Source organism: Nocardia sp. NPDC004573 (genome assembly GCF_053602135.1).
The window spans coordinates 42,184-67,174 of record NZ_JBSGDA010000014.1; the positions used below are offsets into that span (position 1 = coordinate 42,184).

Genomic DNA, 24,991 nt, shown 5'->3' on the forward strand with positions numbered 1-24,991 from the left:
TCCGGCAGAAAAAGTCGTCAGTGCTTTTGTTTCGGTGCGCATCACGGTCGCGCAGCCACAGGACCGCGCAGCTGCCGTGGCGGCCGTCCGCACTGCCCGGTTACGGTTGATTCGTGGACATAGCGCACCCTGCCTCCGGCCCCGTGGCGGACCTCGGAACTCAGCCGAAGAGCGGTTGGCGCGGGGCGGCGCTTCCGCTGCTCGTCGCAGGTCTCGGCGTGGGCGTCGGTGTACTGCTGCACGTCCGTGATCCGCACGTCGAAGGCTCCTACGGCACCTGTCCGGTCTACGCGCTGACCGGCTGGTACTGCCCCGGATGCGGCGGGATGCGCGCGGTGCACAACCTCACCGACGGGCACCTCATCGATGCGTTGCACAGCAACTTGCTCGCGCTTCCGCTGGTCCTCGCCTTCGCGGTGTGGGTGCTGGATTGGACCGTCCAGGGGTGGCGCGGCCGGAAGATGCGGCTGCCGTCGATCAGCCGCACCACCATGTGGACGTTCTTCGCCTTGCTGGCGATCTACACCGTCGTACGGAACACGCCGTGGGGAACCTTGTTTACACCGGTGTAACAACCCGGTCTGGGGGCATCCGGAAGTATGAACGATTCGCTGAAGACCAGGGTGCGCCAGAAGTTGCAGCGCCAGCTCATCGAGGACCCGCGCGATACCGAGCACGACGATCCGCGCCAGATCGCGGTGGCGACCGATCTGGACGCGCTGGCGAGCGTGCCGGATGACGATCCGCTCGTCGAGGAACTCGCCACGCGTTACCTGGTGTTCTGATCAGGCCGTCGACGCGCCGCCGTAGGGCGGCAGCTGCGGTAGCCGCTCGGCGAGCAGCCAGCTGTCCCACAGCGGACGCAGCGACACCAGGCTGTAGTGCCCCGCCAGGTCGGTGAATTCCTCGGTGGTCACCGACGAGTGGCGATAGCGAATGGTCCACTCCCGCAGCAGGTCGAAGAACGTCGAGTCGCCGAGTTCGAGGCGCAAGGCGTGCAGTGTGAGCGCCCCCCGTTTGTAGACGCGATCGTCGAACATGCGTCGCGGTCCGGGATCACCGATGACGATGTCCTGGGGCTCGCGGGAGAGATTGTGGCGCGCGGCGCGGGCCAGCTGATCGGCGGTGGGTCCGCCCGCGGCCTCCGACCAGATCCATTCCGCGTAGCAGGCGAAGCCCTCGTGCAGCCAGATATCGCGCCACTGGCGGATGGTCAGGCTGTTGCCGAACCACTGATGGGCGAGCTCGTGCGCGACCAGTCGTTCGGCGCCGCGGCGGCCGTCGCAGTGGTTGGCGCCGAAGATGGACAGACCCTGCGCCTCGATCGGGATCTCCAGCTCGTCGTCGGTGACCACCACGGTGTAGTCCGCGAACGGGTACGGGCCGAACCTCTCGCTGAAGACCTCGAGCATCCTCGGCTGACGCGCGAAGTCGTGATCGAAGTTCCCCCGCAGCCGCGGGGGCAGGATCGCGTGCATCGGCACCGCGGAATGCGAGGAACCGATGCGGTGCCTGCGATAGTGACCGATCTGGATGGTGGCCAGGTAGCTCGACATCGGTTCGGGCTGCTCGTAGACCCACGTGGTCTGACTGGACTTGCTCTGCTTGCGCACCAGGGTTCCGTTGGCCACCGCGTGATACGGCGAATCGGTGGTGATCGAGATCCGATAGCTGGCTTTGGAACTCGGGTGGTCGTCGCACGGGAACCAGGAGGCCGCGCCGTTGGGCTGGCTGGCAACGAGCGCGCCTTCGGTGAGTTCTTCCCACCCGACCTCGCCCCACGGCCCGCGCACCGGTTTCGGCGTGCCGCCGTACTGCACCACCAGCGAGAGCACGCCACCCGCCGGAATCCGCTGCTGCGGCGTGATCACCAGTTTGCCGTGCTGATGGGTGTACTTCGCGGCCTTGGCGCCGTTGACCGACACCTTCGAGACGCTCAGCGCCTGGGAGAGATCGAGTGCGAACCGGGGGCGCACCTCGGTGGTCACCGCCGTGATCGCGGCGCGGCCGGTGAGCCGGTTGGCGGAGACCCGGTAGGCCAGCTCCAGCTCGTACCGGGAGACCCGATACCCCCGGTTGCCGTTCTGCGGGAGGTACTCGTCGATGGGGGCTTCGTAGAACTTGCCCGTCATCAGCGCGCCCCGGGATCGCCCGTGAACCAGGGCGCGATCGGGTTGCCCCACCAGCGCGTCGAGGCGGGCACCGCGTCACCGCGCATGACCAGGGAGGCCGGGCCGATGGTCGCGCCGTCGCCGAGCGCCGAGGCGGGCAACGCCACGCAGTGCGGACCCAGGGTGGCGCCCGCGCCGAGGGTGACGGTATCCATGGCCATGATCCGGTCGTGGAACAGATGGGTCTGCACCACACAGCCGCGTTCCACGGTCGCGCCGTCGCCGAGAGTCACCAGATCCGCCTCCGGTAGCCAGTAGGACTCGCACCATACCCCGCGCCCGATCTCGGCGCCGAGGCCGCGAAGCCAGAGGTTCAGTACGGGCGTCCCGGTCGCCGCGCGCGCGAACCACGGCGCGGCAACCGTTTCCACGAAGGTGTCGGAGACCTCGTTACGCCAGACGAACGAGCTCCACAGCGGATGCTCCCCGGTGCGTATCCGCCCGACCAGCAACCATTTGGCGGCCACGGCGCTCGCTCCCGCGACGGCGCCCGCGGCCAGCAGCACCACTCCGCTGAGCAGCCCGGCGGCGAGGTGGCCGAAGGTGTGCGCGAGCCACGCGAGGGTGCACAGCACGCCGAGTCCGATCGCGAAGGTCACCAGCACCGGGAGCAAGCGGCAGGTCTCGACGAGGGCGCGGGCGACGCGCAGGCGGGCCGGTGGATCGAAGGTGCGCGCGGTGTCGGCGTTCTCCGCCGCGCGGCGCAGCCGGACCGGCGGGCTGCCCAGCCAGGACGAGCCCGGCTTGGCCTTGGACGGCGCCGCCGACAGCACCGCGACCAGCCCGTTCTTCGGGACCCGGCGGCCAGGGGCGGTCATTCCGGAGTTCCCGAGGAAGGCGCGCTTGCCGACCTTCGCCGCACCGATGTGCAGCCAGCCTCCGCCGAGTTCGTAACCGGCGATCATGGTGTCGTCGGCCAGGAAGGCCCCGTCGGCGACCGTGGTGAACTTCGGCAGCAACAGCACCGTGGATGCCTCCACGCTCTTGCCCACTTTCGCGCCGAGCAAGCGCAGCCACACGGGGGTGAGCAGGCTGGCGTACAGCGGGAACAGGAAAGTGCGCGCGGAGTCCAGCAACCGCTCGGTGGCCCATGCCTGCCAGCCGACCCGGCTGCGCACCGGGTGGTAACCCTCGGTCAGGCCGATGCTCAGCAGGCGGACCGCGACGATGGTCGCCGCCGCGTAGACGCCCAGGCTGAGCAGCGTGGCGAGGGGGAGGACGGCGAACGCGCGCGCGGCGCCGCCCGCCAGGGTGCGGGTGTCGCGAACGAACCAGGCCAGGAACGCGCCACCGGCGCCGATGCCGAGAATGGGCATGGCGGCCAACGCCATCGACGTGACGCCGAAGATCGCGACCCAGTGCCGGGCTCGATCGGGCGTGTGCGCGGGCCAGCGGTGCTGGGCCTTGCCGACCTTCACCGCGGGCGAACCGGCCCATTCCTGTTCGGCCTTCACCTTGCCTGACACCGCCGAACCGGGCGCCACCTCGGCGTTCCTGCCGATCTTCGTGCCGGGCAGCAGAATCGAACGCGAGCCGACCACCGCGCCGGGGCCGACGGTGATCGGGCCCAGATGCACCACGTCGCCGTCGATCCAGTATCCGGACAGGTCGACTTCGGGTTCCACGCTGCATCCGTCGCCGAGCTCGAGCATCCCCGTGACCGGCGGAAGGCTGTGCAGGTCGACGCCCTTGCCGATCTTCGCGCCGAGCGCGCGAGCGAACGGCACCATCCACGGCGCTCCGGACAGGTTCTCGGCGCCGCTGGCCTCGGAGAGACGGACGGCCGCCCACAGCCGCAGATGCATCGAACCGCCGCGCGGATAGCGGCCCGGCCGGATGCCGCGCAGCAGCAGTCGCGCGCCGGCCACGCAGATCGCCATGCGGCCGGGCGGTGAGATGAACAGCAGGAACGCGGTCAGTGTCCACCACCAGGACAGCTGCGGCAGCCACGGCAGCGAGCCGGACCAAGCGGCGATGTTGCCGACGATCGCCAGCCAGGTCAGCCATTGCAGGCCGGTGAGTGTGGTGAGCGGGATGGTGGCGAGCACCTGCGCGGCTTGCGCGAGCACCGGCGTCGGCCGCACCGTGCGCTCGGCGACCGCCACCGCGGGCGTGGTCTGCTCCAGCAGGTCGGCCAGCGCGCCGAGGCGGGGATGGTCGTAGACGTCGGCGACGGCGATCTGCGGATACCGTTCGCGCAGCGCGGTGACCAGCTGCGCCGCCGCGAGGGAACCGCCGCCCAGGTCGAAGAAGTCCGCGTCGAGGTCGCTCGCCTCCGCGCCGAGGATGGCGTCCCACAGTCCGGCGACCCACAGGGCCGTGCCGGTCAGCTCGTTGTCGTCGTCCTCGGCGGCGTTGGGCAGCGGCCACGGCAGCGCGTCCCGGTCGACCTTGCCGGAGGTACGGGTGGGCAGCTCGTCCACGACCGCGAGCCGGGGCACCAGCGGCGCCGGAAGACGCTCGGCGAGGACGGCACGCGCGGCCTTGGCATCGAAGTCCGGGCCGGGCCCGGTCAGATAGCCGACCAGAAGCTTGTTGCCCGCCTTGGTGGTTCGAATGGCCGCCGCCGCGCCCGTGACGCCGGGCAGATGCTGCAGGGCGTTGTCGATCTCGCCGAGTTCGATGCGCCGCCCACCCAGCTTGATCTGATCGTCGGCGCGGCCGAGGAAAACGAGGCCGGCGCTGTCGTTGCGCACCAGGTCGCCGCTGCGGTACGCGCGCTCCCAGCCGACGGAGGCCAGTGGCGCGTATTTCTCGGCGTCCTTGACCGGGTCGAGATAGCGCGCCAGACCGGCGCCGCCGATGACCAATTCCCCGGATTCACCCTCGGCCACCGGGTTACCCGCCTGGTCCACCACGACCAGGTCCCAGCCGTTGAGCGGCAGGCCGATCCGGATGGGCCACCGGCCGTCCAACCGTGCGGCGCAGGCGACGACCGTGGCTTCGGTGGGGCCGTAGGTGTTCCACACCTCGCGCGCCGAATCGCCGCTGCTCGCCAGACGCTCGGCGAGTTCCGGCGGTACGGCCTCGCCGCCGAAGATGAGCAGGCGCACCGCCTCCAGGGCCTCCACCGGCCAGGTCGCCGCCAGGGTCGGGACGGTCGAGACCACGCTGATCTCCCGCCGCACCAGCCAGGGACCGAGATCCGCGCCGGTGCGCACCAACTCGCGCGGGGCAGGCACCAGGCAGGCGCCGTTGCGCCAGGCCAGCCACATCTCTTCGCAGGACGCGTCGAACGCGACCGAGAGCCCCGCGAGCACCCGGTCACCGGGACCGATCGGAGCATCGCGGAGGAACAGGTCGGCTTCGGCGTCGACGAAGGCGGCCGCGTTGCGGTGGGTGACGGCAACGCCTTTCGGCGTGCCGGTGGAACCGGAGGTGAAGATGATCCAGGCGTCGTCGCCGGGGCTGGGCAGTGCCGACCAGGTTTGCTCGCGCTGTTGCTCGGCCGCGCGGATGCCCGCGGCCGTGGTCTGGATGCCCGCCGCGGTCACGATCGCGGTGACCTGCGCCTCGCCGAAGACCAGCTGCGCGCGCTCGTCCGGGTCGTCGGCGTCGACCGGCACGTACGCGGCGCCGGAGTACAGGACGGCGAGGATGGTCACGTAGAGGCCGCGGGTGCCCGAGGGCATGCGCACGCCGACCCGATCGCCCGGTCGCACGCCCGCCGTGGCGAGACGGGCCATGGTCTTCTCGATCTCGACGACCAGCTCCAGATAGGACAGCACCACCTCGCCGTCATCGATGGCGGGGGCGTCGGGATGGGCGAGCGCCGTCGCGGTCAGGATGTCGACGAGCGTTCTCGGTTCGGGTGCGCGGTCGCCGCGCGACAACGGGCGCGCCGGCGCGTCGACGTCTGTCTCGAGCATGGTGCTCTGCGCACCTCCCATCGACTTGCCTCACACTTCCCGTTGTTGTGTCATATCTGGGTTACCAAAGGGCAAACGCCGCGTTGGCCAGTTGTCCACGGTACCCGGGGTTGTCGTCGTTTGTTGTTCACCGGACTGGCCGTCGGATCGGCCGGTCGCGTGCTCGTTGTTGCAGGTGGGCCGGGTATTTGCCGCTCCGGCAGGGCAACTCGCTGGTCGGGGGTTCGCCTTCGGGTTCGCCGGGAGATCGCTGAATCGAAAGTGTGATTCCGCTCATCGAAGCGGACGTGAACTACCCCCTGTGTCCGGGCTCGCGGCGACGTATGTTTCAGCCGGTCGCGGAGGGAGTCCGAGCAGCCCGACGCCGATCGGATCGGTCGGCCCAAGCGGATCCGACGAGGGCGCCAGGAAGTCACGCCGCGCGGAATCGCACTCGCGTCGGGGTCGCAGCGGCCCCGCGGTAACCGCCGAGCGAACCGCGCGGGAGTATGCCGTCCGCGCGGCCCCCGGTTGCCGAGCGACGCGACGAATCCCGCGGCGGGCGCGGCTCGCGTGTCATCGTGGGGGTGCTTGTAATGGCTCGCGCGCGGTGGTTATCTCCACGCGGTGCTCGTGCGGACTCGGGGTCCAATGTGGTTGACAGTGCCGGGGCGCGTCTGCCACTCTCGGGTCAGGTCATGAGTGCCAGCGCGAAGCCCCGGCTTGCTGGCCGGCAACCCCCCTCCGCGGTGGGGTGCTCCGGGTGACGACCCGGCCGCCGCCCGACCGGGCGCGGCAAGCGCGGACTCGATGAATCATTCGATCGCGGGTCCTCTAGCCGACGGGATTCACGTGATGACTACTGCTGTCGACAACACCTGCGCCGCACTCGCCCGAGTCTCCGGTGACGAACTGCGCGTGCCCTTGGTGCAGGGCGGAACCGCCACCTACGCCAACTTCGACTACGCGGCAAGCGCGCCGGCATTGGCCCAGGTCACCGACCGGGTGCAGCAGCTGCTGCCGTTCTACGCCAGCGTGCACCGCGGCGCGGGATACGCCTCCCGGATCTCCACCGAGTGCTACGAGGCCGCCCGCGGGTCGGTCTCCCGCTTTCTCGACGCCGCCGACGATCAGGTGGTGGTCTTCACCCGCAACACCACCGACTCGCTGAACCTGCTCGCGTCCTGCGTCCCCGGCGACACGGTGGTGCTCGACATCGAGCACCACGCCAACTTCCTGCCCTGGACCAGGCGAGGCAGGCGCGTGGTGCAGGCCGCCGACACGGTCGAGGAGACCATCGGCAGGCTGGTCGCCGAACTGTGCAGCAGGCCCGCCGCATTGCTCGCGGTGACCGGTGCGTCGAACGTGACCGGCGAGGTGCTGCCGCTGGAGCGGCTGGCCACCATCGCGCACCAGTGCGGCGCCCGGATCCTCGTGGACGCGGCTCAGCTGGCGCCGCATCGGCGGATCAGTCTGCGCGACACCGGGATCGACTATCTGGCGTTCTCCGGGCACAAGCTCTACGCGCCGTTCGGCGCGGGTGTGCTGGTGGGCAAGCGGGATTGGCTCGACGCGGCGCGGCCCTATCTGGCGGGCGGCGGCGCGGTCCGCGAGGTGCGCACCGACGAGGCCGAATGGGCGCAGGCGCCGCAGCGGCACGAAGCCGGATCGCCGAACGTGCTCGGCGCCGCCGCGCTGGCCGCCGCCTGTGATGCGCTCTGTGCCATCGCCGCCGAAACCCTTGTCGCGCAGGAACACCGGCTCGCCGACCGCCTCCGCGACGGCTTGGCCGCGATTCCCGGCGTCCGATTGTTGCGCATCTGGATCGACAGCCTCGACTCCGTCGGCATCGTCGCGTTCACCCTCGACGACTTCGCTCCCGGCCACGTCGCCGCCTATCTCTCCGCCGAACACGGCATCGGCGTCCGCGACGGGCGTTTCTGCGCCCACCCCCTGCTCACCCGCCTCGGCTTGGACGGCGCGCTGCGCGCCAGCATCGGCCTCGGCACCACGTCCGCCGACGTGGACCGCCTGATCGAGGCGATCGCCACCCTGGCGCGCACGGGCCCCGCCTGGGATTACGCCGCCGAGAACGGCGTCTGGAACCCCACCCCGGAAACGCGTCCCTTCACCTCCACCGCCCCCACCGGCGCGGCTCCCTGCCTCGTCGGCTGAGGACGCCCGGGGTCAGTCGCCGAGGGCGGTCGGCCGGTAGTAGCGCCCGTTGTAGTACAGCAGTGGCGCGGCGGCGGGCTTCTCATCGGTGTTGTCGTGGACTCGGGTGACCAAGCCGACGACGAAGGTGTGGTCGCCGATGGGGATCAACTGGTGCACGGTGGCGCGCAGCCAGATGGGAGTGCCGTGCAGGACCGGTTCGCCCGTGTCGAGTGTCGTCCACAGGCTGCGGTCGGTGAAACGCTCCTCGGCGGTCCGGGAGAACCGGTGGGCCAGGTGCTGCTGGTGTTCGCCGAGGAAGTGGATCACGACGGACGCGGCGTCCAGCATGGCGGACAAGCTGGAGGAGGTGTGCGCGATGTTGAACGACACCAGCGGCGGGTCCAGCGACAGCGAGGCGAAGGAGGTCGCGGTGAAGCCGACCGGCCCCCGTGGCGAAGTCAACGTGACGACGGTGACGCCGGCCGGGTAGTGGCGCATGGAGGCGCGATATTGCTCCGCGGTGATGCCGCTCAGATCATCGGGGACCCGCAGATCCGTCTCGGGTCGTGGTGCGTCGGTCACACCACGAAACTACGCCCCACCCCGGTCGGCGAGTGGCGGCATACGTTGCCCGACCGTCGGCACAACGCCGGACCGGCGACTCGCGGGCACCGGCAGCGGGGTACGCGCCCGACGTGATTCGCGCGAGTCAGTCGACGTCGATGGGCAGCCCCGCCGTGATTCGCAGCAACTCCGGAAACGAGGTGCGGAAGATGGTGTTCGGATGCCCGCCCGCGGCCCAGAGCTCCCGGTGGCGCGCCAGCGCGTTGTCCACCCAGGTAGGCAGATTGGTCGGGTGGCCGACCGGTGCGACACCGCCGATCGGCTGGCCGGTCGCTCGGCGCACCATGTCGGCGGAGGCGCGGGTCAGTGTGCCCTCCAGGCGCGCGCCGGTCTTCGCCAAGTCGACCTGATGCGCCCCCGAGACCAGCAGGAGCACCGGGTCGTCGTCGAGCAGGAACACCAGGGATTTCGTGATCGCCCCCACATCGACGCCGAGCGCTCGCGCGGCGTCCGCGGCGGTATGCGTCGGCTCCGGCTTGGCGACGATGAGACCGTGATGACCTCGGGAGATGAGGGTATCCGCGACCCGGCAGGCGACCGGTGGCAATGACGACCTGCGCATCTCACCAGGGTAGAGCGAGTGCGGGCGGTATGCCGGGCGAGTCGCGCGGTCCGTTCAGTATTCCGGGTAGCCCTCGGGCGGCCCGAGCATTCCGGCGATCCGCGCACGGGTGATGCGCGCGAGTTCCGTCACCACGCGCGCGGAGACCGGTTCGTGCGCAACGGCTTCGAAGGCCCGCTCGAGATCGCGCTGGGACAGTGCGAGCAATTCGACGTCCGCCATGGTCAGCAGCGCGTCGTGATCCGGATAGGGGCGGGCGTCGGCCAATCGCTCCGCCCACGTGACATTGCAGCAGCATTCGTACAGTGCGTGAATCGCGCGACCGCGCGGCAATTGGTTGAACCGGTCCAGGCCGATTCCCCGGTGCATCAGCATGAGCTTCTCCGAACCCGATGACTGAGGTCTGCCGATGGGACAATGATCCGCCGTCGCCGTGGCAGGCAACCAGCGCACCGCAGGCGAATTTGCACAGGATTTACACGCTAGGCGATTTTGCCGGTGAGTCCGGAAGCCACGCAGGTCACCGGGTCGGGACACGGGCGAGGATCTGTCTCGATACGCTGTACAAATGACAGATTGGCAGGCTTTCACCGTCGAAACCAAGGATCACGTCGCGCAGGTGACGTTGATCGGGCCCGGCAAGGGCAACGCGATGGGTCCCGACTTCTGGCGCGAGCTGCCGGAGGTCTTCCAGCAGCTGGACGCCGATCCCGAGGTGCGGGCGATCGTGCTGACCGGGTCGGGGAAGCATTTCTCCTACGGCTTGGACCTGCCCGCGATGAGCGGCACGTTCGGCCCGCTGCTGGCCGATCGCGCCCTGGCCGCGCCGCGCACCGACTTCCTCACCGAGGTGCGCAAGATGCAGGCCTCGATCACGGCCGTGGCGGACTGCCGCAAGCCGGTGATCGCGGCGGTGTCCGGCTGGTGCATCGGCGGCGGACTGGACCTCATCGCGGCGGCCGACATCCGCTACGCCAGCGCGGAGGCCAAGTTCAGCCTGCGGGAGGCCAAGGTCGCGATCGTCGCCGACGTGGGCTCGCTGCACCGGCTGCCCGGCATCATCGGCGAGGGACACCTGCGTGAGCTCGCTTACACGGGCAAGGACATCGATGCCGCTCGCGCGGAGAAGATCGGCTTGGTCAACGACGTCCTCCCGGACCAGGAAACGGCGCTGGACGCGGCGCACGCCACCGCCCGCGAGATCGCCGCGAACCCGCCGTTGGTGGTACAGGGCGTCAAGGACGTGCTGGATCAGCGGCGCAAGGACGAGATCGCCGCGGGACTGCGCTACGTCTCCGCGTGGAACGCCGCGTTCCTGCCCTCGGAGGACCTCACCGAGGCGATCAAGGCCGTCTTCGAGAAGCGCACGCCCGAATTCCGCGGCCAGTGACACCGGCGGTGCGCCCGCACCCGGCGAGCGCGCTGTGCCGAGCCCCCAAGGGGTGGGTATCGAGGGTGGGCAAGGTGATTCGCCTCAGGGTTGCCTTGCCCTCACCCTAGGGGTGGCTGTGCGGGGCGCCGATCGTCCATATCGTTTGGGACGTCGGAAATTTCGCCTCGCATTCAGGAGCAAGAACAATGCGTATCAAGTCCATCCTCGCCGCTGGTCTGCTGGCCACCGCTGCCGTCGCCGGGGTGTCGACGGCCGCATCGGCCTCTGCCGCGCCGGTTTACCAGGAGGTCGCCTACGGCGGCACCTACGTCGGCACGTACGCCACGCTGAGCGCCTGCCGGGCCGACGGCGAGTCGCCGAGCACCGGCGGCTACTACTGGGAGTGCATCGAGTCCTGGGACGGCTGGGACCTGTACATCTACTACTGAGCCAACTGACACCGAGAAGGGGCATCCGGTATCCGGGTGTCCCTTTTCGCCTTTCGCAGCGCGAAAGGCAGAGCGGGGAGTCCGGCCTACCGGTCTCCCCGCTCGCGTCGTGCCCGAAAGGCTTTCAGTGCCCGCCCTGATCCTTCAGGCGCTGGATGGACGCTTCCACCTCGGCCTCGGCCTCGGCCCGGCCCACCCACTCCGAACCCTTGACGTACTTGCCGGGCTCCAGGTCCTTGTAGCGCTCGAAGAAGTGCTTGATCGCGGCCAATTCGAACTCCGGGACGTCCTTCAGATCCTGGATGTGGTCCCAGCGCGGGTCACCCGCGGGCACGCACAGGATCTTGTCGTCGCCGCCTGCCTCGTCGACCATCTTGTACATCGCGACCGGGCGGGCCTCCACGATCACGCCGGGAAACACCGAATCGGGCAGCAGGACCAGCGCGTCCAGCGGGTCACCGTCCTCGCCGAGGGTGTTCTCGATGTAGCCGTAGTCGGCGGGATAGACCATGGACGTGTACAGGAACCGGTCGAGCCGGACCCGGCCGGTCTCGTGATCGACCTCGTACTTGTTCCGGGAACCCTTGGGGATCTCGATGGTGACGTCGAACTCCACGCCATCTCCTTCGTGCGTCGGGGCCGAGCTCGGCGACTCGGCTGCTTTTCGGCGACTGCCGACTCGGCCGCTGCGGAGTGTGCCGACTCGCCAGGTTGTTCGGGGGAACGGTTGCGCAACGAGGATAGTGTGGTCGTCGGGGACATGGGTGCGGCAGGCGGCTGCTGCGGGAATCGGTCAGGAGAGCGGCGGCGACGTGTTTGGTGGCAACGAGAACATCGGTGGGCTGGCCGCCCGGCGGCGCCGCAACAGATGGATCTGGATCTCGAGCTCGATGGTCGTACTGATCGTCGCCGCCGCCGTGGCGCTGCTCGCGGTGCGTCCGTGGACCCCCGAATTCCGGCACGGTGGTCTCACCGTCGCCGCCCCGCCCGATCCGGTGGAGCCCTCGCCACAGGTCGGCCCGGCCCGGTCCACCGATTCCGCGCCGAGTCCGGCCGGTGTCGCCGCGGCGCTGGCCCCGGTGATCGCCAACCCGGACCTCGGCGCGTTCGCCGGGCAGGTGACCGACCCGGGCAGCGGGACGGTGCTGTGGAGCGGTGACGCGAACCGTCCGATGATCCCGTCGTCCACCGCGAAAATCCTCACCGCGGCGGCCGCTCTGCTCACCCTGCCTGTCGAGCACCGGGTGACCACGAAGGTCGTCGCCGGTGCGGCGCCGAACGAAGCGGTGCTGGTCGGCGGCGGCGATCCGACGCTCACCGCGCAGCCGGACGGCAAGGGGTACTACCCGAACGGGCCGCGCCTGTCCGATCTGGTGAGCCAGATCAAGTCCGCGGGTCGCGCGATAGACACGATCGTCGTCGACATCTCCGCCTACACCGGCCCGGCCATGGCGCAGGGCTGGGACCCGGTCGACATCCCCGAGGGTTCCATCGCCCCGATCGAACCGGTGATGATCGATGGCGGTCGCCTGCAGCCCTTGGTCGAGTACTCGCCGCGCACCGCCACGCCCGCGCTGGACGCCGGTCGGCGGCTGGCGACCGATCTGGGATTGGACCCCGCCAAGGTCAGGACGGGTGTCGCGCCCGCAGGCGCCGCCGAGATCGCTTCCGTGCAGTCGGCGCCGCTGCGCGACCGGCTGCGGGACATGATGGTCTACTCCGACAATGTGCTGGCCGAGACGATCGGCCGGGAGATCGCCACGGCCACCGGCGCAGCGGCGTCCTTCGCCGGTGGGGTCACGGCGGTGCGTGCGGCGCTGAGCAAGGCTGGTTTCGATCTGTCCGGGCTGGATATGCACGACAGCAGCGGGCTTTCGGTCGACGACCGGATTCCCGCGCGGTTGCTCGACCGCGTCGTGGCGACCGCGGCCGAGCCCACCGGCGCCACGGCGGTGAAACCGGCCGGTACCAAGGCCGAGCCCGAGACCGACCGGGTCGCGGCCACCTTGGCGCCGATGCTCGACGCCCTGCCGGTCGCGGGCGCTACCGGGTCGCTGACCAGCCGCTACGTCACGCGAGATCGCCAGGGTGCGGGCTGGGTGCGGGCCAAGACCGGAACTCTGTCGGTCTCCAGCGCGTTGGTCGGGTATGTGCTGGACGCCGATGGGCGGGTGCTGACCTTCGCTCTGATGTCGAACGATCGACCACCGGAGGTGAGCAGGCCCGCGTTGGACGCGATCGCAGGCACGCTGCGAAACTGTGGATGCTCCTGACGGGTGGTTGATCATGACCCAGCAAGGTTCCGAGACAGCCGAATTCGGCTCCGCCGGCGCGGACGAGCGGCGTAAGGGCCGCTCGGGTCTGTCCGGTGTGGTGGATTGGCGTCTGGCGGCGCGAACCGGCTCCGCGCTGGTGCCCGCCGGTCCGCGCACCTCGCGCTATTCGGCCGAACAGGTGGTCGCCGAACTCGCCGAATCCTCCGTGCGGGCCGAGGCGCCGGTTCGCGAGGTCAGCGGGTTGCTGGACGACCGGCCGGTCCCGGCGGCCCGGATCGTCGACCGCCCGGGTTGGATCACGGCCGCCGCCGACTCGATGGCCCAACTCACCGGGACCGGCGAGGTGCGGTTGGACCGCAAGCTGGCGGGCAAACCCGCCGGAGTGCAAGCGGGTGCGATGCTCGCCTTCTTGTCCACCGCGATTCTCGGTCAATACGACCCGTTCACCGGCTCCGACGGCACCCTGCTGCTGGTCGCGCCGAACATCGTGGCGGTCGAACGGGCGCTCGGGGTCTCGCCGAGCGATTTCCGGCTGTGGGTGTGCCTGCACGAGGTGACCCACCGGGTCCAGTTCTCCTGCGCGCCCTGGCTCGGCGACTACATGCGCGCCAACGTCGAGGTGCTCGGCGAGGTCGCCGACGAGCCGCTGAGCGACATGTTGTCCCGCTTGGTCGACGAGGTGCGCGACCGCCGTCGCGGGACCACACCCGACGACCCGGCCGCGCGCGGCGTGGTCGGTCTGCTGCGCGCCACGCAGGCGCCGCCGCAGCGCGCGGCGCTGGACCGTCTGCTCATGCTCGGCACCCTGCTGGAGGGGCACGCCGATCATGTGATGGATGCCGTCGGTCCCGCGGTCGTGCCATCGGTCGAGCAGATCAGAACCGCGTTCGACCAGCGCCGCAGGCGTCCGACCAACCCGGTGCAACGGATCCTGCGGGCACTGCTGGGTGTGGACGCGAAGGTCGCCCAGTACGTGCGCGGCAAGAAGTTCGTGGACGAGGTGGTCGGCGCGGTGGGGATGACGCGGTTCAACACCGTGTGGACCGACGCCGAGACCTTGCCACGCCCCGATGAGATCGAGCATCCGCAGCGCTGGATCGAGCGCGTGCTGGTCTGAGTGAGCAAGCCGGTTCCGCGCCCCGTGGTGGTTCGCCGCTCGTCGTCGGGCCGGTAGGCTGCGCCCATGGGGCGTGCGCCAGGAACGACACCCGGGCGCTTCGGATCGGAGACCGGGTCTTCCGGTTCCGGGCGTCCGTCCGCGCCCGCCCGGTTGCCCGAGACCGCTGCCGTGCTCGCCATCCGCCGTGCGGTGCGAGACTGGCTGGGCAGGTTCGGGCCGCCCGAGACCGGGGAACAGGCCGTGGCGGTCGCGTTGTCCGGTGGCGCGGATTCGCTGGCCCTCACCGCGGCGGCGGTAGTGGAGACGAACGCGGTGGACGCGCTGGTGGTCGATCATCGCCTGCAGCCCAAATCCGGCGCGGTCGCCGCCGAGGCGGCGGCGCAGGCGCTGACGCTCGGCTGCCGGTCCGCGCGCGTGCTCGCGGTCGAGGTCGGCACCGAGGGCGGCATGGAAGCCGCCGCGCGCCGGGCCCGCTACGCCGCGCTGGACTCGGCGCGCGCGGGTTTGCCGGTGCTGCTCGGTCACACCCTCGACGACCAGGCCGAAACGGTGCTGCTGGGCCTCGCGCGAGGCTCCGGTGGCCGTTCGATCCAAGGGATGGCCGCCTGTGCCGAGCCGTGGGGACGGCCGCTGCTCGGCGTGCGCCGGGAAACCACCTGGCAGATGTGCGCCGACCTGGGCGTGACGCCGCACGACGATCCGCACAACGCGGCGCCGGAGTTCACCAGGGTCCGGCTGCGCACCGAGGCGCTGCCTCTGTTGGAGCAGATCCTCGGCGGTGGCGTGGCCCCCGCGCTGGCGCGCACGGCCGAGCAATTGCGCGAGGACGGCGCGGTGCTGGATGTGCTCGCCGCCGACCTGCGGCACAGCGCCGGTGATGGGCGGGCGCTGGTGATCGAGACCCTCGCCACTGCGCCCGCCGCGCTCCGCAAACGGGCGATCCGGGCGTGGCTGCTCGACAACGGGGCGAAAGCCCTGACCACGAAGCATTTACAGGCAGTCGACGAACTGGTTACGGCTTGGCGCGGGCAGGGCGGCGTCGCGGTCGGCGGAGGAAGGCCGGGTAGCAGGTTGGTCGCCAGGCGCGAACATGGCAGGCTGACACTGCGGCTGGACGCGGACGGCATCGGACCGATGACGCAGACCGAACCGGCCCAACGGGCTCACCACCACGGAAGGGAATCCAGCTGACGTGTACGGGGATGACATCGCGTCGGTGCTGATCACCGAGGAACAGATCGCCGCAAAGACCCAGGAGCTGGCCGAACTCATCGCCAAGCGGTATCCCCCGGACGCTCCCGAGGGCGATCTGCTGCTGGTGGGCGTGCTCAAGGGCGCCATCTTCTTCATGACCGACCTGGCCAAGGCGCTGCCGATCCCGACCCAGATGGAATTCATGGCCGTCTCGTCCTACGGGTCGTCGACCTCTTCCTCGGGTGTCGTGCGCATCATGAAGGACCTGGACAAGGACATCGCGGGCCGCAACGTCCTCATCGTCGAGGACATCATCGACTCCGGGCTCACGCTGTCGTGGCTCAAGCGGAATCTGTCCACCCGCAACCCGGCCTCGCTCGAGGTGGTCACCCTGCTGCGCAAGCCCGACGCGTTACGCACGCCCGTGGAAGTCGCGCACGTCGGCTTCGACATCCCGAACGAATTCGTCGTGGGTTACGGTCTCGACTACGCGGAGCGCTACCGGGACCTGCCCTACATCGGCACCCTCGACCCCAAGGTCTACGGCGGCTGAGGCGTCAGCCGGGCAGGATGCCGAAAATCGTTGCCGGAGAGCCGGAACCGCCGCGATAGAGCGGTCCGCCGACCAGCACCCATGCCCCGGTCGCGGGCAGCGCGGCCAGGTTCGCCATGCATTCCAAGCTGATCCGGCGCTCGCCGTAGAGCAACTTGGACACCGCGTACGTCTGATCGGTACCCACATCGGGGCCGAACGTGTCGATGCCGAGCGCGCCACGGCTGCCGAGCCTGCCGCTGCGCAGCAGCCATTCCACCGTCCGCACCGCGAAACCGGGCTGACGCCCGGCCGATTCGCCCGCGCCGATGAACTCCGGTGTACCCCACTTGGCGTCCCAGCCGGTCCAGGCGATCACCGCCGCTTCGTCCGGGATCCGGCCGTGTCCTGCCTCCCAGTGCGTCAGATCGTCGACCGTGATCGCGTAGTCGCGGTCGGTCGCGCAACGGTGCCGGACATCGATCTTCACGGCGGGCAACAGCAGGTCGTCCGGCTCCAGTTCGTGCGCGGCCAGCCCGTCGGCGCGGAAATGGATCGGTGCGCCCCAATGGGTTCCGGTGTGCTCGCCCTGCCGGATGTAGCGCAGGTAATAGCCGTGATCGGCGATCGTGGCCACCACGTCGGTGCGGAACTCGGGGTCCTCCGGATACAGCGGCGTGGTGGCCGGGTCGTGGACGTGCGACAGATTCACCAACCGTCCCAGTGGGCGCGGGGTGGTCATCGAGTCCGCTGCGGGATCGCCCTGGCCAGCGCGAGCAGATCTGCTTCGAGGATGCGAAACAGCCGATAGGTCAGCACGAACGCCAGGATGCCACCCACACTCAGCACGCGCACCGGAACGATCACCAGCTCCAGGTCGGCGGCGTCGACGAAGGTCGCGCTCGCCACGCCGAGCAGCGGGACCGACGCCGCGACACCCAGATAGAAGTTGCCGCGCCGGGCCAGCGCGCGCAACTGGCGTTCGTCGTCGGGCCCGATGCCGCCGCGCACCAACAGCTGTGGATAGATCGACCGCACCGCGTAGACCATGATCGGGAAGAACGGATAGGCCAGTGCGATGGCCGCGCACACCACCTGCGCCGCGAAGAAATGCAGGAAGGTGCCGCGCGGCAGGTCGACGCCGGAGAAGGCCAGTCCCAGTGGCCAGATGATGCCGGCCACCAGCCAGAAGCCGAAGGGTATCCACACCGCCCAGTCGCCCATCAGCAGGGTGTCACGGCGCGCTTTCGCCAGCGTGCGCGCCGAATAACCGTGGCCGTGGCCGAGGCGGTAGGCGATGGCGAGCGGCCGCCGGGTCATGAACAACAGCAGCAGCGCGGCGACCGGGAACGCGACGACATTGTTGATCAATCCGACCGTCGCGAACTTCTCCTGGTCGGCGGCCGACATCCGGTCGATGATCAGGGCCTGGTTCAGCTGGATGTTGTAGAAGCTGGCCAGCACGTTGGGCACGCCGACGCACAGCGCCGCGACGGGAAGCAGCCACCCCCTGGCTCGGTGCGCGAGGCTGCCGGGCGGGGGATCGACCAGATCGCGGGCGCGGGTGTCCAGGCACAAGTCGAGTTGTGCGGCGAGTTCCGCGCCGCCGCGCCAGCGGCGTCGGGGGTCCGCGTGCAGGCAGTCCAGCAGTACGCGGCGCAGCGCGGCGGGGGTGTCTTCCGGCAGACGCGCGAGCGCCGCCTGCGAGACGCCCGCGCGGCGCACCGCGAGCATCGCCGCGTACGTCTCGGTGTCGGGCCCTTCCTCCTCAGGGGGCGGATCGTCGAAGGGAGTGGCGCCGGTCAGCATTTCCCACAGCAGCACACCTAGGGAGTAGACGTCGCTGGCGTCGCCGGGGACGGGCGCGCCGGGATCGAGATAGGCGGCCAATTGTTCGGGGGATCGGTAGGCCGAGGCGTCGGGCGCGCCGGGCCCGCGCGGCGCGGGAACGCGCGTCGCCGACTCGCCGAGGGCGAAATCGGCGAGTTTCGGAATGCCCTCCGCGGTGAACAGCACGTTCGCCGGCTTGATGTCGTGGTGTAGCACGCCCTGGTGGGCGGCGTAATCCAGCGCGTCGGCCAGCCGCCTGCCCACCCATGCCACGGTCTCCGGCCAGCTCAGCCGAGCGATCTCCGAGCGAACGCTGGAATCCGCGGGCCGGATCTCGCCCTTGGCCTCCATGGCGTTGTCCACCGCGCGCAACAGGAGGGTGCCGCCATCGGACACCGGGCCGCGACGGCGTTGTTCGAGGAGACCGACCGCCGTGCCGCCGGGAAGATACTGCATGTAGACCAAGCGCGGCAGGACGGTTGTCCGGGGCTCCGGGGCGAGGGCCGTTCCGGAGCGCGCGGACGTGGCGTCGTCCGGGGGACCCGCGATGGTCGCGTCCGGATCGACCGAGCCTTCGGTCACCGCCGTGTCGGGGTGAGCGAGAACCGCCGCGCCGGGCTCGGCCGATTGTGCGGACTCGGGCGTCCGAGGACGGCGAGAGGGAAGCGAGGGGGATCTGTCGGGCTCGGCGACGATGGTCTCGTCATCGACGGTTTCCCCGGCGACGACCGTGGCCTCGTCCAGGACGGACGGCTGGGTAACGGTCGCGCCGTGGCTTTCGGCGACGCGCGGGCGAGACTCGTCGTCGCCGGCGCGGCTCGGCGTCCGGAGGGGTGCGGCCGCGACGGTGGCTTCGAGATCCATGAGAGTGTTGTCGTCGCCGGAGCGGCCTGCGGTCCGGGCGGGCGGGGTGGCGACGGTGGTGTCGAGATCGAACGACTCGGTGGCCGAGGTATCGAGGTCAGAGGGCGGCGCAGCGACTGTGCTGTCCTCCACGGCATGGCCCCCGTTCGCGGGGGTTGCTGCCCTGGTGCGCGTCGGCGTGGCGTCGGCGCCGAGCACCCGCTGATCGAAGACGCGCACGATGTGGGCGTGGTCGAGCTGGGCCATCGTGCGCGGCGCGCCCGCCCGGCCCGCCGAGAACCGCACGGCGACCAGCCGCTGCATGGAACGCTGTCTGGCCAGGAAGACGCGGCCGAGCAGCCCGGAGCCCAGGTCGGTGAGCAGATCGAAGTCATCGATCCGGTGGCCGGGGGCGAGGTCGGCGAGCGCCGCGAGGGATTCGCCCGACAGGTCGCCGACGTCGTCGTCGGAATCGGCGAAGTCGGCGAGGATCTCACCGACCGCGCCCGCGAGATCCGGGTAGTCGCCGAGGAAGTCTTCCAGCGGCAGCTGGCCGCGGCGGCGGCGTACCAGGAATTCTTGGCACACGAGATCGACCAGCTCGGGGCTGTCGTCCACCTCCGGGAATTCCGCGCGGTATTCCGCGACTCGTTTGCCGAGCCCTTCGCGTTCCCAGCGCCGCCGCAGATCCACCCGGATCAGGTCGATGAGCACGGCCAAGCGAGCCTGCGTGCCGTCGGGCACGTAGTCGCGGATCTGGGGCGGTAACCGGTCGCTGTGAAGGCTGCGCTGCCAGTCGGCGGTGAACCGGGCGACGGCATCGGTGCGCGGGAAACTCACGTGCCGGACTCCGCGACGGTCGTGGTCGCTCGGACGGACCTGGTCTCGGTGGCTCCCGTTTCGGCGGCTTCGGGATCGACCACGCGCTCCAGCGCTCGCAGATCCGCTTCCAGCGCACGGAACAGCAGATAGGTGCCCACGAACGCGATTATGCCGCCTACGCACAGCAGCCGGACCGCGAAGATCACCGACGGGATGTCGGAGGGCGGCAGGAAGGTCACGCCGGCGACCGCGAGCAGCGGCACCGACGCGGCGACCGCGAGGTAACCGTTGCACCGCCGGTCCAGGCCGCGCAGCCACACCCCGTCCTCGGGGCTGATGTCCCCGTGCCGCAGGAACAGCGGGTAGATGCACCGCACCATGTAGAAGGTCAGCAGGAAGAAGGGATAGGCGACCGCGATCGCGCCGCACACAACCAATGAGGAGAAGAAGTGCACCACGGCGCGGGTCGCTATGTCTCCGGTCGACACCTGAAGCGCGATCGGGAAGATCAGTCCGGCCAGCACCCATAGCGAGAAGGCCACGACCACGGCCCGATCGCCCATCAGCAGCGCGTCCTTTCTGGCGCGCCGTAGGGTGTCCGGGTCGTATCGTCGTCCTTTGCGCAGACCACGCGGCACCGTCAGGACGTATCTCGCCATGTACAGCACGACCGCGATGCCTGCCGGGAAGAAGATGGCGTTGACCACGCCGGTGATGATCAGGAAGGTCTGCTGGGCGTCCTCGGTCATCCGGCTGATGATCAGATGTTGGTTGTGCTGGATGTTGTACAGCGACGCGAGCACATTCGGCAGCGCCACCGCCAGCAGCGCGACCGGCACGATGTACGGGCGCAGCCGCCGCCGCCAGCTTTTCGGCGGAGGGTCGACCAGGTCGCGCGCGCGCTCGTCCAGGCACATCTCCAGTTGCCTGGCCAGGGTCGCACCGCTGGACCAGCGGTCGGTCCGCTCCGGCGCGAGACAGGTCAGCAGCACACGGCACAAGGCGGCCGGGCAGTCGGGCGGAACCCGTTGCAGCGCCACCTCGTCCACGCCGGAGCTGCGCCGCTCCAGCATGGCCTCCAGCGTGGTGTCGTCGCCTTGCTCGCCCGCGCCCGCCGTCCGGTCGTCGAACGGCTTCGCTCCGGTGAGCAGCTCCCACAGCACCACGCCCAGCGAATAGATGTCGGCGCGAGTGTCCAGGTCGGCGGCGCTGCGGCCGAAGCTCGGGTGGCAGGCCTCCAGCTGTTCGGGCGACATGTAGGCCAGTGAGCCGCCGAAGTAGGCCACCGGGCTGGTGCCCTCCACATTGCGGCTGAAGCTGATGTTGAAGTCCGCCAGTTTCGGTACGCCCTCGGCGGTGAGCAGGACGTTGGCCGGTTTCACGTCGCGGTGCAGCACGCCGTGCGAGGACGCGTAGTCCAGCGCCTCGGCCAGCCTGCGGCCCAGCCAGGCCACCGTCTCCGGCCAGCTCAGCCGGGCGAGTTCGGCGCGCACACTGGAGTCGGTCGGCCGGATCTCGCCCTTCTCCTCCATGGCCGCGTCCACGGCGTCCAGCAGGAGCCTGCCGCTGCGCTCGGCGGGCGGGGTGGCGCGCACCCAGCGCAGCACGCCCAGCAGCGTGCCGCCGGGGAGGAACTGCATGTAGAGCAGCCGCAACCGGCGTGCGGCGCCCTCGGCGTCGTCGAGCAGCCGCTGATCGAAGACCCGCACGATGTAGTCGTGGTCCAGCTGCGCCAGCGTCTGCGGTTCGGTGCCGTGGTCGCTGGAGATCTTGACCGCGACCAGCCGCTGCAGCGAGCGCTGCCGGGCGAGGAAGACTCGGGCGAACGCGCCGCTGCCCAGACCGGTCAGCAGATCGAAGTCATCGATCTGCTGGCCGATCTCGATGCGGTCGAGCGGGTCGGGCCGGCTCGGTCCGGTGCCGATCGTCGTGGGCACGGCGGTCGCCGTACCCGTCAGATCGGCGGCGGTCGTTCTGGTCACCTCGGAATCACGAGTGGACTCGGCGGTTCGGTTCAACGCGGTGTCATCGAGATCGGCGCCGGTGTGGGCGAAGACGGTCCGGGTGACGTCCTCCCCGGGCGCGCGGCGGGTGCTCTGATCGACCTCGTCGGCGTTCAGCAGCTCGCGCAGTTCCTCGGCCTGACGTGGATATTCCCGCAGGCATTCACGCGGATCGACCCGTTCGCCGCTCTGGCGGCGGATGACGAACTCCTCGTACACCAGACCGGCCGGAATATCGTCGGAAACGAGTTCGGGAAATTCGGCGCAGTAATCGGCCAGGCGCATGCGCGCGGCAGGCTGCGTCGCGTCGCTCGTGCTGGCCCGGCGGCGGTGCAGCCAACGATTGCGCAGGTCGACGCGAATCAGCTCGAGCAGCGCCTCGCGACGCAGGGTGCTGGCATCGGGCAGGTATTCGGCGATGACCGGCGGGCGCCGGGTCGATTTCCAAGCCGCGGAGAACGCCGCCACCGCGTCGGATTCGGCGCGCGACAGCTCACCACTCCTGGCACGGGTGGAAATACCTGTGCTGGATTCGGAACTTCTCTCAGAGTTCGCACTCATGTCGGGACCTATGGCTCGGCGGACGCCGCAGAATCCGCATCGGTCGTTGCCGGATGGGCCGAAAATTTCTCGCCACACCCGACACCATCATCCCCCGCGCCGTATTCGAAATGATAACTTGCGGCTCGACAGTGGATCACCCGATTTCGACAACGACGCGACGGGGGATGACCAGCACATGTCTGACGAGGCCGCAACCGTGGCGGACAGCTCGAAAATCAGCGAACCCATGCTTTCCCGACCGTTGGTGACCGCTGCCGAAGCGCGGCCGGACAGCGCCGGGGACACCGAGAACGGTCTGGAACGCGGGGGCCCGGCAGCGACGATCGCGGCGTGTGTGCGCGACGGCCTGTTGCATCCCGGCCAAGTGGCGGCGGATGCCGGGACGCGGATCTCGGCGGCGGACCGGACCTGCCCCGCGTTCACCGTGCTGCGCGCCGAACAGGCGATGGCCGAGTCGGCGAGCCTGACCGAACGCGACGACCTCGACGTGTTGCCCATGGCCGGTGTCCCGGTCGCGGTCGAACACGGCGTACCCATCGCGAGCGAGCCGGTGCCGTGGGGCCCGGCGGCCGCCGCGGATGACCCGGTGGTGGCGCGGCTGCGCGCCGCGGGCGCGGTCGTCATGGGTCTGGTCGCGGCGCCCGAGCTGAGCCGCTGGGCGACGACCAAAGGCTCGGAGCGTGTCATCCGCAACCCCTGGAACCCGGCGCGCAACGCCGGAAGCGCGGCGGGCGCGGCCATCGCGGCCGGGCTGGTTCCGGTGGCGCACGGCTGCGACGGCTTGGGTGCGGTGCGGGTGGCCGCCGCGTGCTGTGGAGTCTTCGGGATCAAGCCGGGGCAGCACATGGTGCCCGGCGCAGGCGCCTGGTCGGGTCTGGTCGAGAACGGTGTTCTGGCAACCGGTGTGGACGACGCGGCGCTCGCGTTGTCGGTGCTGGCGGCGCGGCCGGATCTGGCCGAGGTGGATCCGCCCGGCCGACTACGCATCGCCCTGGCCGTGGACCCACCGTCTCGCCTGCTGCGCGTCGACCGGCATTGGACGGCCGCGGCCCGCCGAGCGGCCGCGGTGGCCGCGGCGGCGGGCCATGTGGTCGAACCGACCGCCCTACCGTACGGAAACGCACTGTTCGCGGCGTCCCTACGCTGGCTGGCCCTCGGTGCGCGCGATGCTCCCGCGCTACCCGAGCCCGACCAGCTATCCCGAAGAGCCCGCCGTCGACTGGCCCTCGGCCGGACGGTGCATCGGTTCCGGCTCGCGCGCCCCGCACAGATCGATCGGGTCGAGGCGCGACTACTGGAGTTCTTCGAGCGTTACGACGTGGTGATCACTCCCACGCTCGCCGCCCCGCCACCCCCGGCGCGGGCCTGGCACTTCCGCAATCGGCCCGCCACTCTGCTCGCCGGGGCGCGATTCGCCCCCTTCACTCCGCTCTGGAATCTGGTCGGCTGGCCCGCCGCGTCCATCCCGATGGGCATCCACCCCGGATCGGAGACGCCGGTGGCCGCCCAGCTCGCGGGGCCGCCCGGCAGCGAATCCACCCTGCTACGGCTGTCCGCGCAATTGGAGATCCGCTGCCCATGGCAGCGCACCGCACCCGAAGGCCGATTCAGACGCTGACCGGCGACTGCTGCGCCGCGAAGCCGCCTTCGACGGCACGACCGGCGAACTCGAGGATGGTCGGCCGGTTGTCGTCGGCCCGCCAGGCCACGGCGAGTTCGCATGGCGCGAGCCCCGACACGGGCCGCGCGGTCAACCCCGGCCAGCGGTACATCGGCACGTTGTTCTCGGCGAGCAGGCACACCCCCAGACCGAGGCTCACGGCTTCCAGTTTGTCCTCGGCGGTCGCTGCTTCGGCGCCGATCTTCGGCGCCCGCCCGCCGCGTCCGTCGTTGCCGAGCCAGAAATCGCGGACCGCGCCGGCTTCGGTGGGCAGCGCGACGAACGGTTCGTCGAGCAGATCGGCGAACTCGATGGTCTCGGAGACGGCGAGCGGGTGGTTCTCCGGGAGCAGCACCCAGCGCGGCTCGGTGCGCAGCACCTGCCACCGGTAACGACTCTGGTCCGGCAGCGGGAGCCAGACCAGCGCGAGGTCGGCCTGCCTGCCCGCGAGCCCGCTGGAGGGATCCGTCCACGAGGCGGCGTGCAGCGCGAGGCGATGTCCGCTCGCGCTCTCCAGATCGCTGAGCAGCCCGCGGCCGAGCGCGGACTGGATGCCGACGCGCAGCACCTCGCCGGCCTCCTGCAGCGAGACGTTCGTGACCTCCCACAGCTCCAGGATCTTGCGAGCGCCTTCGAGCAGTTCCTTGCCCGCGACGGTGAGCGCGACGCTGCGCTGGTTGCGGTCGAACAGGACCACGTCGAGCTGACGTTCCAGCTGACGGATCTGACGCGACAGGGTGGGTTGAGCGATGTGCAGCCGCTGAGCGGCGTTGGTGAAGTGCAGTTCCTCAGCGACGGCGACGAAATACCGCAGGTCGCGCAAGTGCGGGTCCATAGCCCCTTGCTATCAGAATCAGTCCGGAATTTCCAGCCTTATCAGGCCGAAAAGTTCGGATACGGGCACCGAAACAGTCGGCAGGTTTGTTAGGGACAGCATATTGCTTGTGCCGGTGCTCCGCACCAA

General features: G+C 70.0%; 20 protein-coding genes and 1 riboswitch. Of the genes, 10 read left to right on the forward strand and 10 right to left on the reverse strand.

Annotated features, from left to right (window positions below; genetic code table 11):
* Positions 1-113 precede the first annotated feature (113 nt).
* Both ACWEKR_RS21700 and ACWEKR_RS21705 read left to right on the forward strand, forming a co-directional pair.
* Positions 114-572, forward strand: a complete 459-nt coding sequence (locus tag ACWEKR_RS21700; protein ID WP_452356010.1) for a DUF2752 domain-containing protein — start codon at positions 114-116, stop codon at positions 570-572.
* A 27-nt stretch (positions 573-599) separates the two neighbouring features.
* A complete protein-coding gene (locus ACWEKR_RS21705; RefSeq protein WP_452356011.1) occupies positions 600-785 on the forward strand; it encodes a hypothetical protein in 186 nt (61 codons plus the stop codon).
* Here ACWEKR_RS21705 and ACWEKR_RS21710 read toward each other — a convergent pair whose 3' ends face one another.
* Both ACWEKR_RS21710 and ACWEKR_RS21715 read right to left on the reverse strand, forming a co-directional pair.
* Positions 786-2,132, reverse strand: a complete 1,347-nt coding sequence (locus ACWEKR_RS21710; protein WP_452356012.1) for a M1 family metallopeptidase — start codon at positions 2,130-2,132, stop codon at positions 786-788. It abuts the gene before it with no gap.
* Positions 2,132-6,040, reverse strand: coding sequence for a Pls/PosA family non-ribosomal peptide synthetase (locus ACWEKR_RS21715; protein ID WP_452356013.1), 3,909 nt, complete (start codon positions 6,038-6,040; stop codon positions 2,132-2,134). The genes ACWEKR_RS21710 and ACWEKR_RS21715 overlap by 1 nt, the downstream gene beginning before the upstream one ends.
* A gap of 673 nt (positions 6,041-6,713) precedes the next feature.
* Positions 6,714-6,827, forward strand: a riboswitch (SAM riboswitch).
* A 47-nt stretch (positions 6,828-6,874) separates the two neighbouring features.
* Between ACWEKR_RS21715 and ACWEKR_RS21720 the strand changes: the two genes are divergently transcribed.
* A complete protein-coding gene (locus ACWEKR_RS21720; RefSeq protein WP_452356014.1) occupies positions 6,875-8,194 on the forward strand; it encodes an aminotransferase class V-fold PLP-dependent enzyme in 1,320 nt (439 codons plus the stop codon).
* 12 nt (positions 8,195-8,206) lie between these two features.
* Here the strand turns inward: ACWEKR_RS21720 and ACWEKR_RS21725 are convergent, their stop codons facing one another.
* The 3 genes from ACWEKR_RS21725 to ACWEKR_RS21735 all read right to left on the reverse strand — a co-directional run bounded on the left by ACWEKR_RS21725 (position 8,207) and on the right by ACWEKR_RS21735 (position 9,737).
* On the reverse strand, positions 8,207-8,758 hold the full coding sequence (locus ACWEKR_RS21725; protein ID WP_442939589.1) for a flavin reductase: 552 nt from the start codon (positions 8,756-8,758) through the stop codon (positions 8,207-8,209).
* Between the two features lie 127 nt (positions 8,759-8,885).
* The gene (locus tag ACWEKR_RS21730) at positions 8,886-9,362 is read right to left on the reverse strand and encodes a YbaK/EbsC family protein (RefSeq protein ID WP_452356015.1); all 477 of its coding nucleotides are present in this window, start codon (positions 9,360-9,362) and stop codon (positions 8,886-8,888) included.
* Between the two features lie 54 nt (positions 9,363-9,416).
* Positions 9,417-9,737: a 2-oxo-4-hydroxy-4-carboxy-5-ureidoimidazoline decarboxylase gene (locus ACWEKR_RS21735; protein WP_452356016.1), complete on the reverse strand. Its 321-nt coding sequence runs from the start codon at positions 9,735-9,737 to the stop codon at positions 9,417-9,419.
* A gap of 193 nt (positions 9,738-9,930) precedes the next feature.
* Between ACWEKR_RS21735 and ACWEKR_RS21740 the strand changes: the two genes are divergently transcribed.
* Positions 9,931-10,752 carry a crotonase/enoyl-CoA hydratase family protein gene (locus tag ACWEKR_RS21740; RefSeq protein ID WP_452356017.1) on the forward strand — a complete coding sequence of 274 codons (822 nt, stop codon included), beginning with the start codon at positions 9,931-9,933 and terminating at the stop codon, positions 10,750-10,752.
* Positions 10,753-10,940: 188 nt separating this feature from the next.
* Positions 10,941-11,183, forward strand: coding sequence for a hypothetical protein (locus tag ACWEKR_RS21745; RefSeq protein ID WP_195088640.1), 243 nt, complete (start codon positions 10,941-10,943; stop codon positions 11,181-11,183).
* A gap of 124 nt (positions 11,184-11,307) precedes the next feature.
* Here the strand turns inward: ACWEKR_RS21745 and ACWEKR_RS21750 are convergent, their stop codons facing one another.
* Entirely contained in the window at positions 11,308-11,799 is a 492-nt protein-coding gene (locus ACWEKR_RS21750) for an inorganic diphosphatase (protein WP_067469153.1), read from the reverse strand.
* 217 nt (positions 11,800-12,016) lie between these two features.
* Between ACWEKR_RS21750 and ACWEKR_RS21755 the strand changes: the two genes are divergently transcribed.
* The 4 genes from ACWEKR_RS21755 to hpt all read left to right on the forward strand — a co-directional run bounded on the left by ACWEKR_RS21755 (position 12,017) and on the right by hpt (position 16,326).
* Positions 12,017-13,456 carry a D-alanyl-D-alanine carboxypeptidase/D-alanyl-D-alanine-endopeptidase gene (locus tag ACWEKR_RS21755; RefSeq protein WP_452356118.1) on the forward strand — a complete coding sequence of 480 codons (1,440 nt, stop codon included), beginning with the start codon at positions 12,017-12,019 and terminating at the stop codon, positions 13,454-13,456.
* 13 nt (positions 13,457-13,469) lie between these two features.
* Positions 13,470-14,576, forward strand: a complete 1,107-nt coding sequence (locus ACWEKR_RS21760) for a zinc-dependent metalloprotease (RefSeq protein WP_452356018.1) — start codon at positions 13,470-13,472, stop codon at positions 14,574-14,576.
* Between the two features lie 66 nt (positions 14,577-14,642).
* Complete coding sequence (gene tilS / locus ACWEKR_RS21765; protein ID WP_452356019.1) at positions 14,643-15,770, forward strand: tRNA lysidine(34) synthetase TilS; 1,128 nt, start codon at positions 14,643-14,645, stop codon at positions 15,768-15,770.
* Position 15,771: 1 nt separating this feature from the next.
* A complete protein-coding gene (gene hpt / locus ACWEKR_RS21770; RefSeq protein WP_040864524.1) occupies positions 15,772-16,326 on the forward strand; it encodes a hypoxanthine phosphoribosyltransferase in 555 nt (184 codons plus the stop codon).
* Between the two features lie 4 nt (positions 16,327-16,330).
* Here hpt and ACWEKR_RS21775 read toward each other — a convergent pair whose 3' ends face one another.
* Genes ACWEKR_RS21775 through ACWEKR_RS21785 form a run of 3 tightly spaced genes read right to left on the reverse strand, consistent with a single transcriptional unit; the run spans position 16,331 to position 22,364 of the window.
* Positions 16,331-17,047 (reverse strand): cyclase family protein, encoded by a 717-nt coding sequence (locus tag ACWEKR_RS21775; RefSeq protein ID WP_452356020.1) that lies wholly within the window; start codon positions 17,045-17,047, stop codon positions 16,331-16,333.
* Positions 17,044-19,818 (reverse strand): protein kinase domain-containing protein, encoded by a 2,775-nt coding sequence (locus ACWEKR_RS21780; RefSeq protein WP_452356021.1) that lies wholly within the window; start codon positions 19,816-19,818, stop codon positions 17,044-17,046. The genes ACWEKR_RS21775 and ACWEKR_RS21780 overlap by 4 nt, the downstream gene beginning before the upstream one ends.
* Positions 19,815-22,364 carry a serine/threonine-protein kinase gene (locus ACWEKR_RS21785; RefSeq protein ID WP_452356022.1) on the reverse strand — a complete coding sequence of 850 codons (2,550 nt, stop codon included), beginning with the start codon at positions 22,362-22,364 and terminating at the stop codon, positions 19,815-19,817. Before ACWEKR_RS21785 ends, ACWEKR_RS21780 begins: the two co-directional genes overlap by 4 nt.
* A 247-nt stretch (positions 22,365-22,611) precedes the next feature.
* Here ACWEKR_RS21785 and ACWEKR_RS21790 point away from each other — a divergent pair, with 247 nt between their 5' ends.
* Complete coding sequence (locus tag ACWEKR_RS21790; RefSeq protein WP_452356023.1) at positions 22,612-23,985, forward strand: amidase family protein; 1,374 nt, start codon at positions 22,612-22,614, stop codon at positions 23,983-23,985.
* Here ACWEKR_RS21790 and ACWEKR_RS21795 read toward each other — a convergent pair.
* Positions 23,975-24,862: a LysR family transcriptional regulator gene (locus ACWEKR_RS21795; RefSeq protein ID WP_159841894.1), complete on the reverse strand. Its 888-nt coding sequence runs from the start codon at positions 24,860-24,862 to the stop codon at positions 23,975-23,977. The two genes, ACWEKR_RS21790 and ACWEKR_RS21795, sit on opposite strands and share 11 nt — an antisense overlap.
* Positions 24,863-24,991 lie beyond the last annotated feature (129 nt).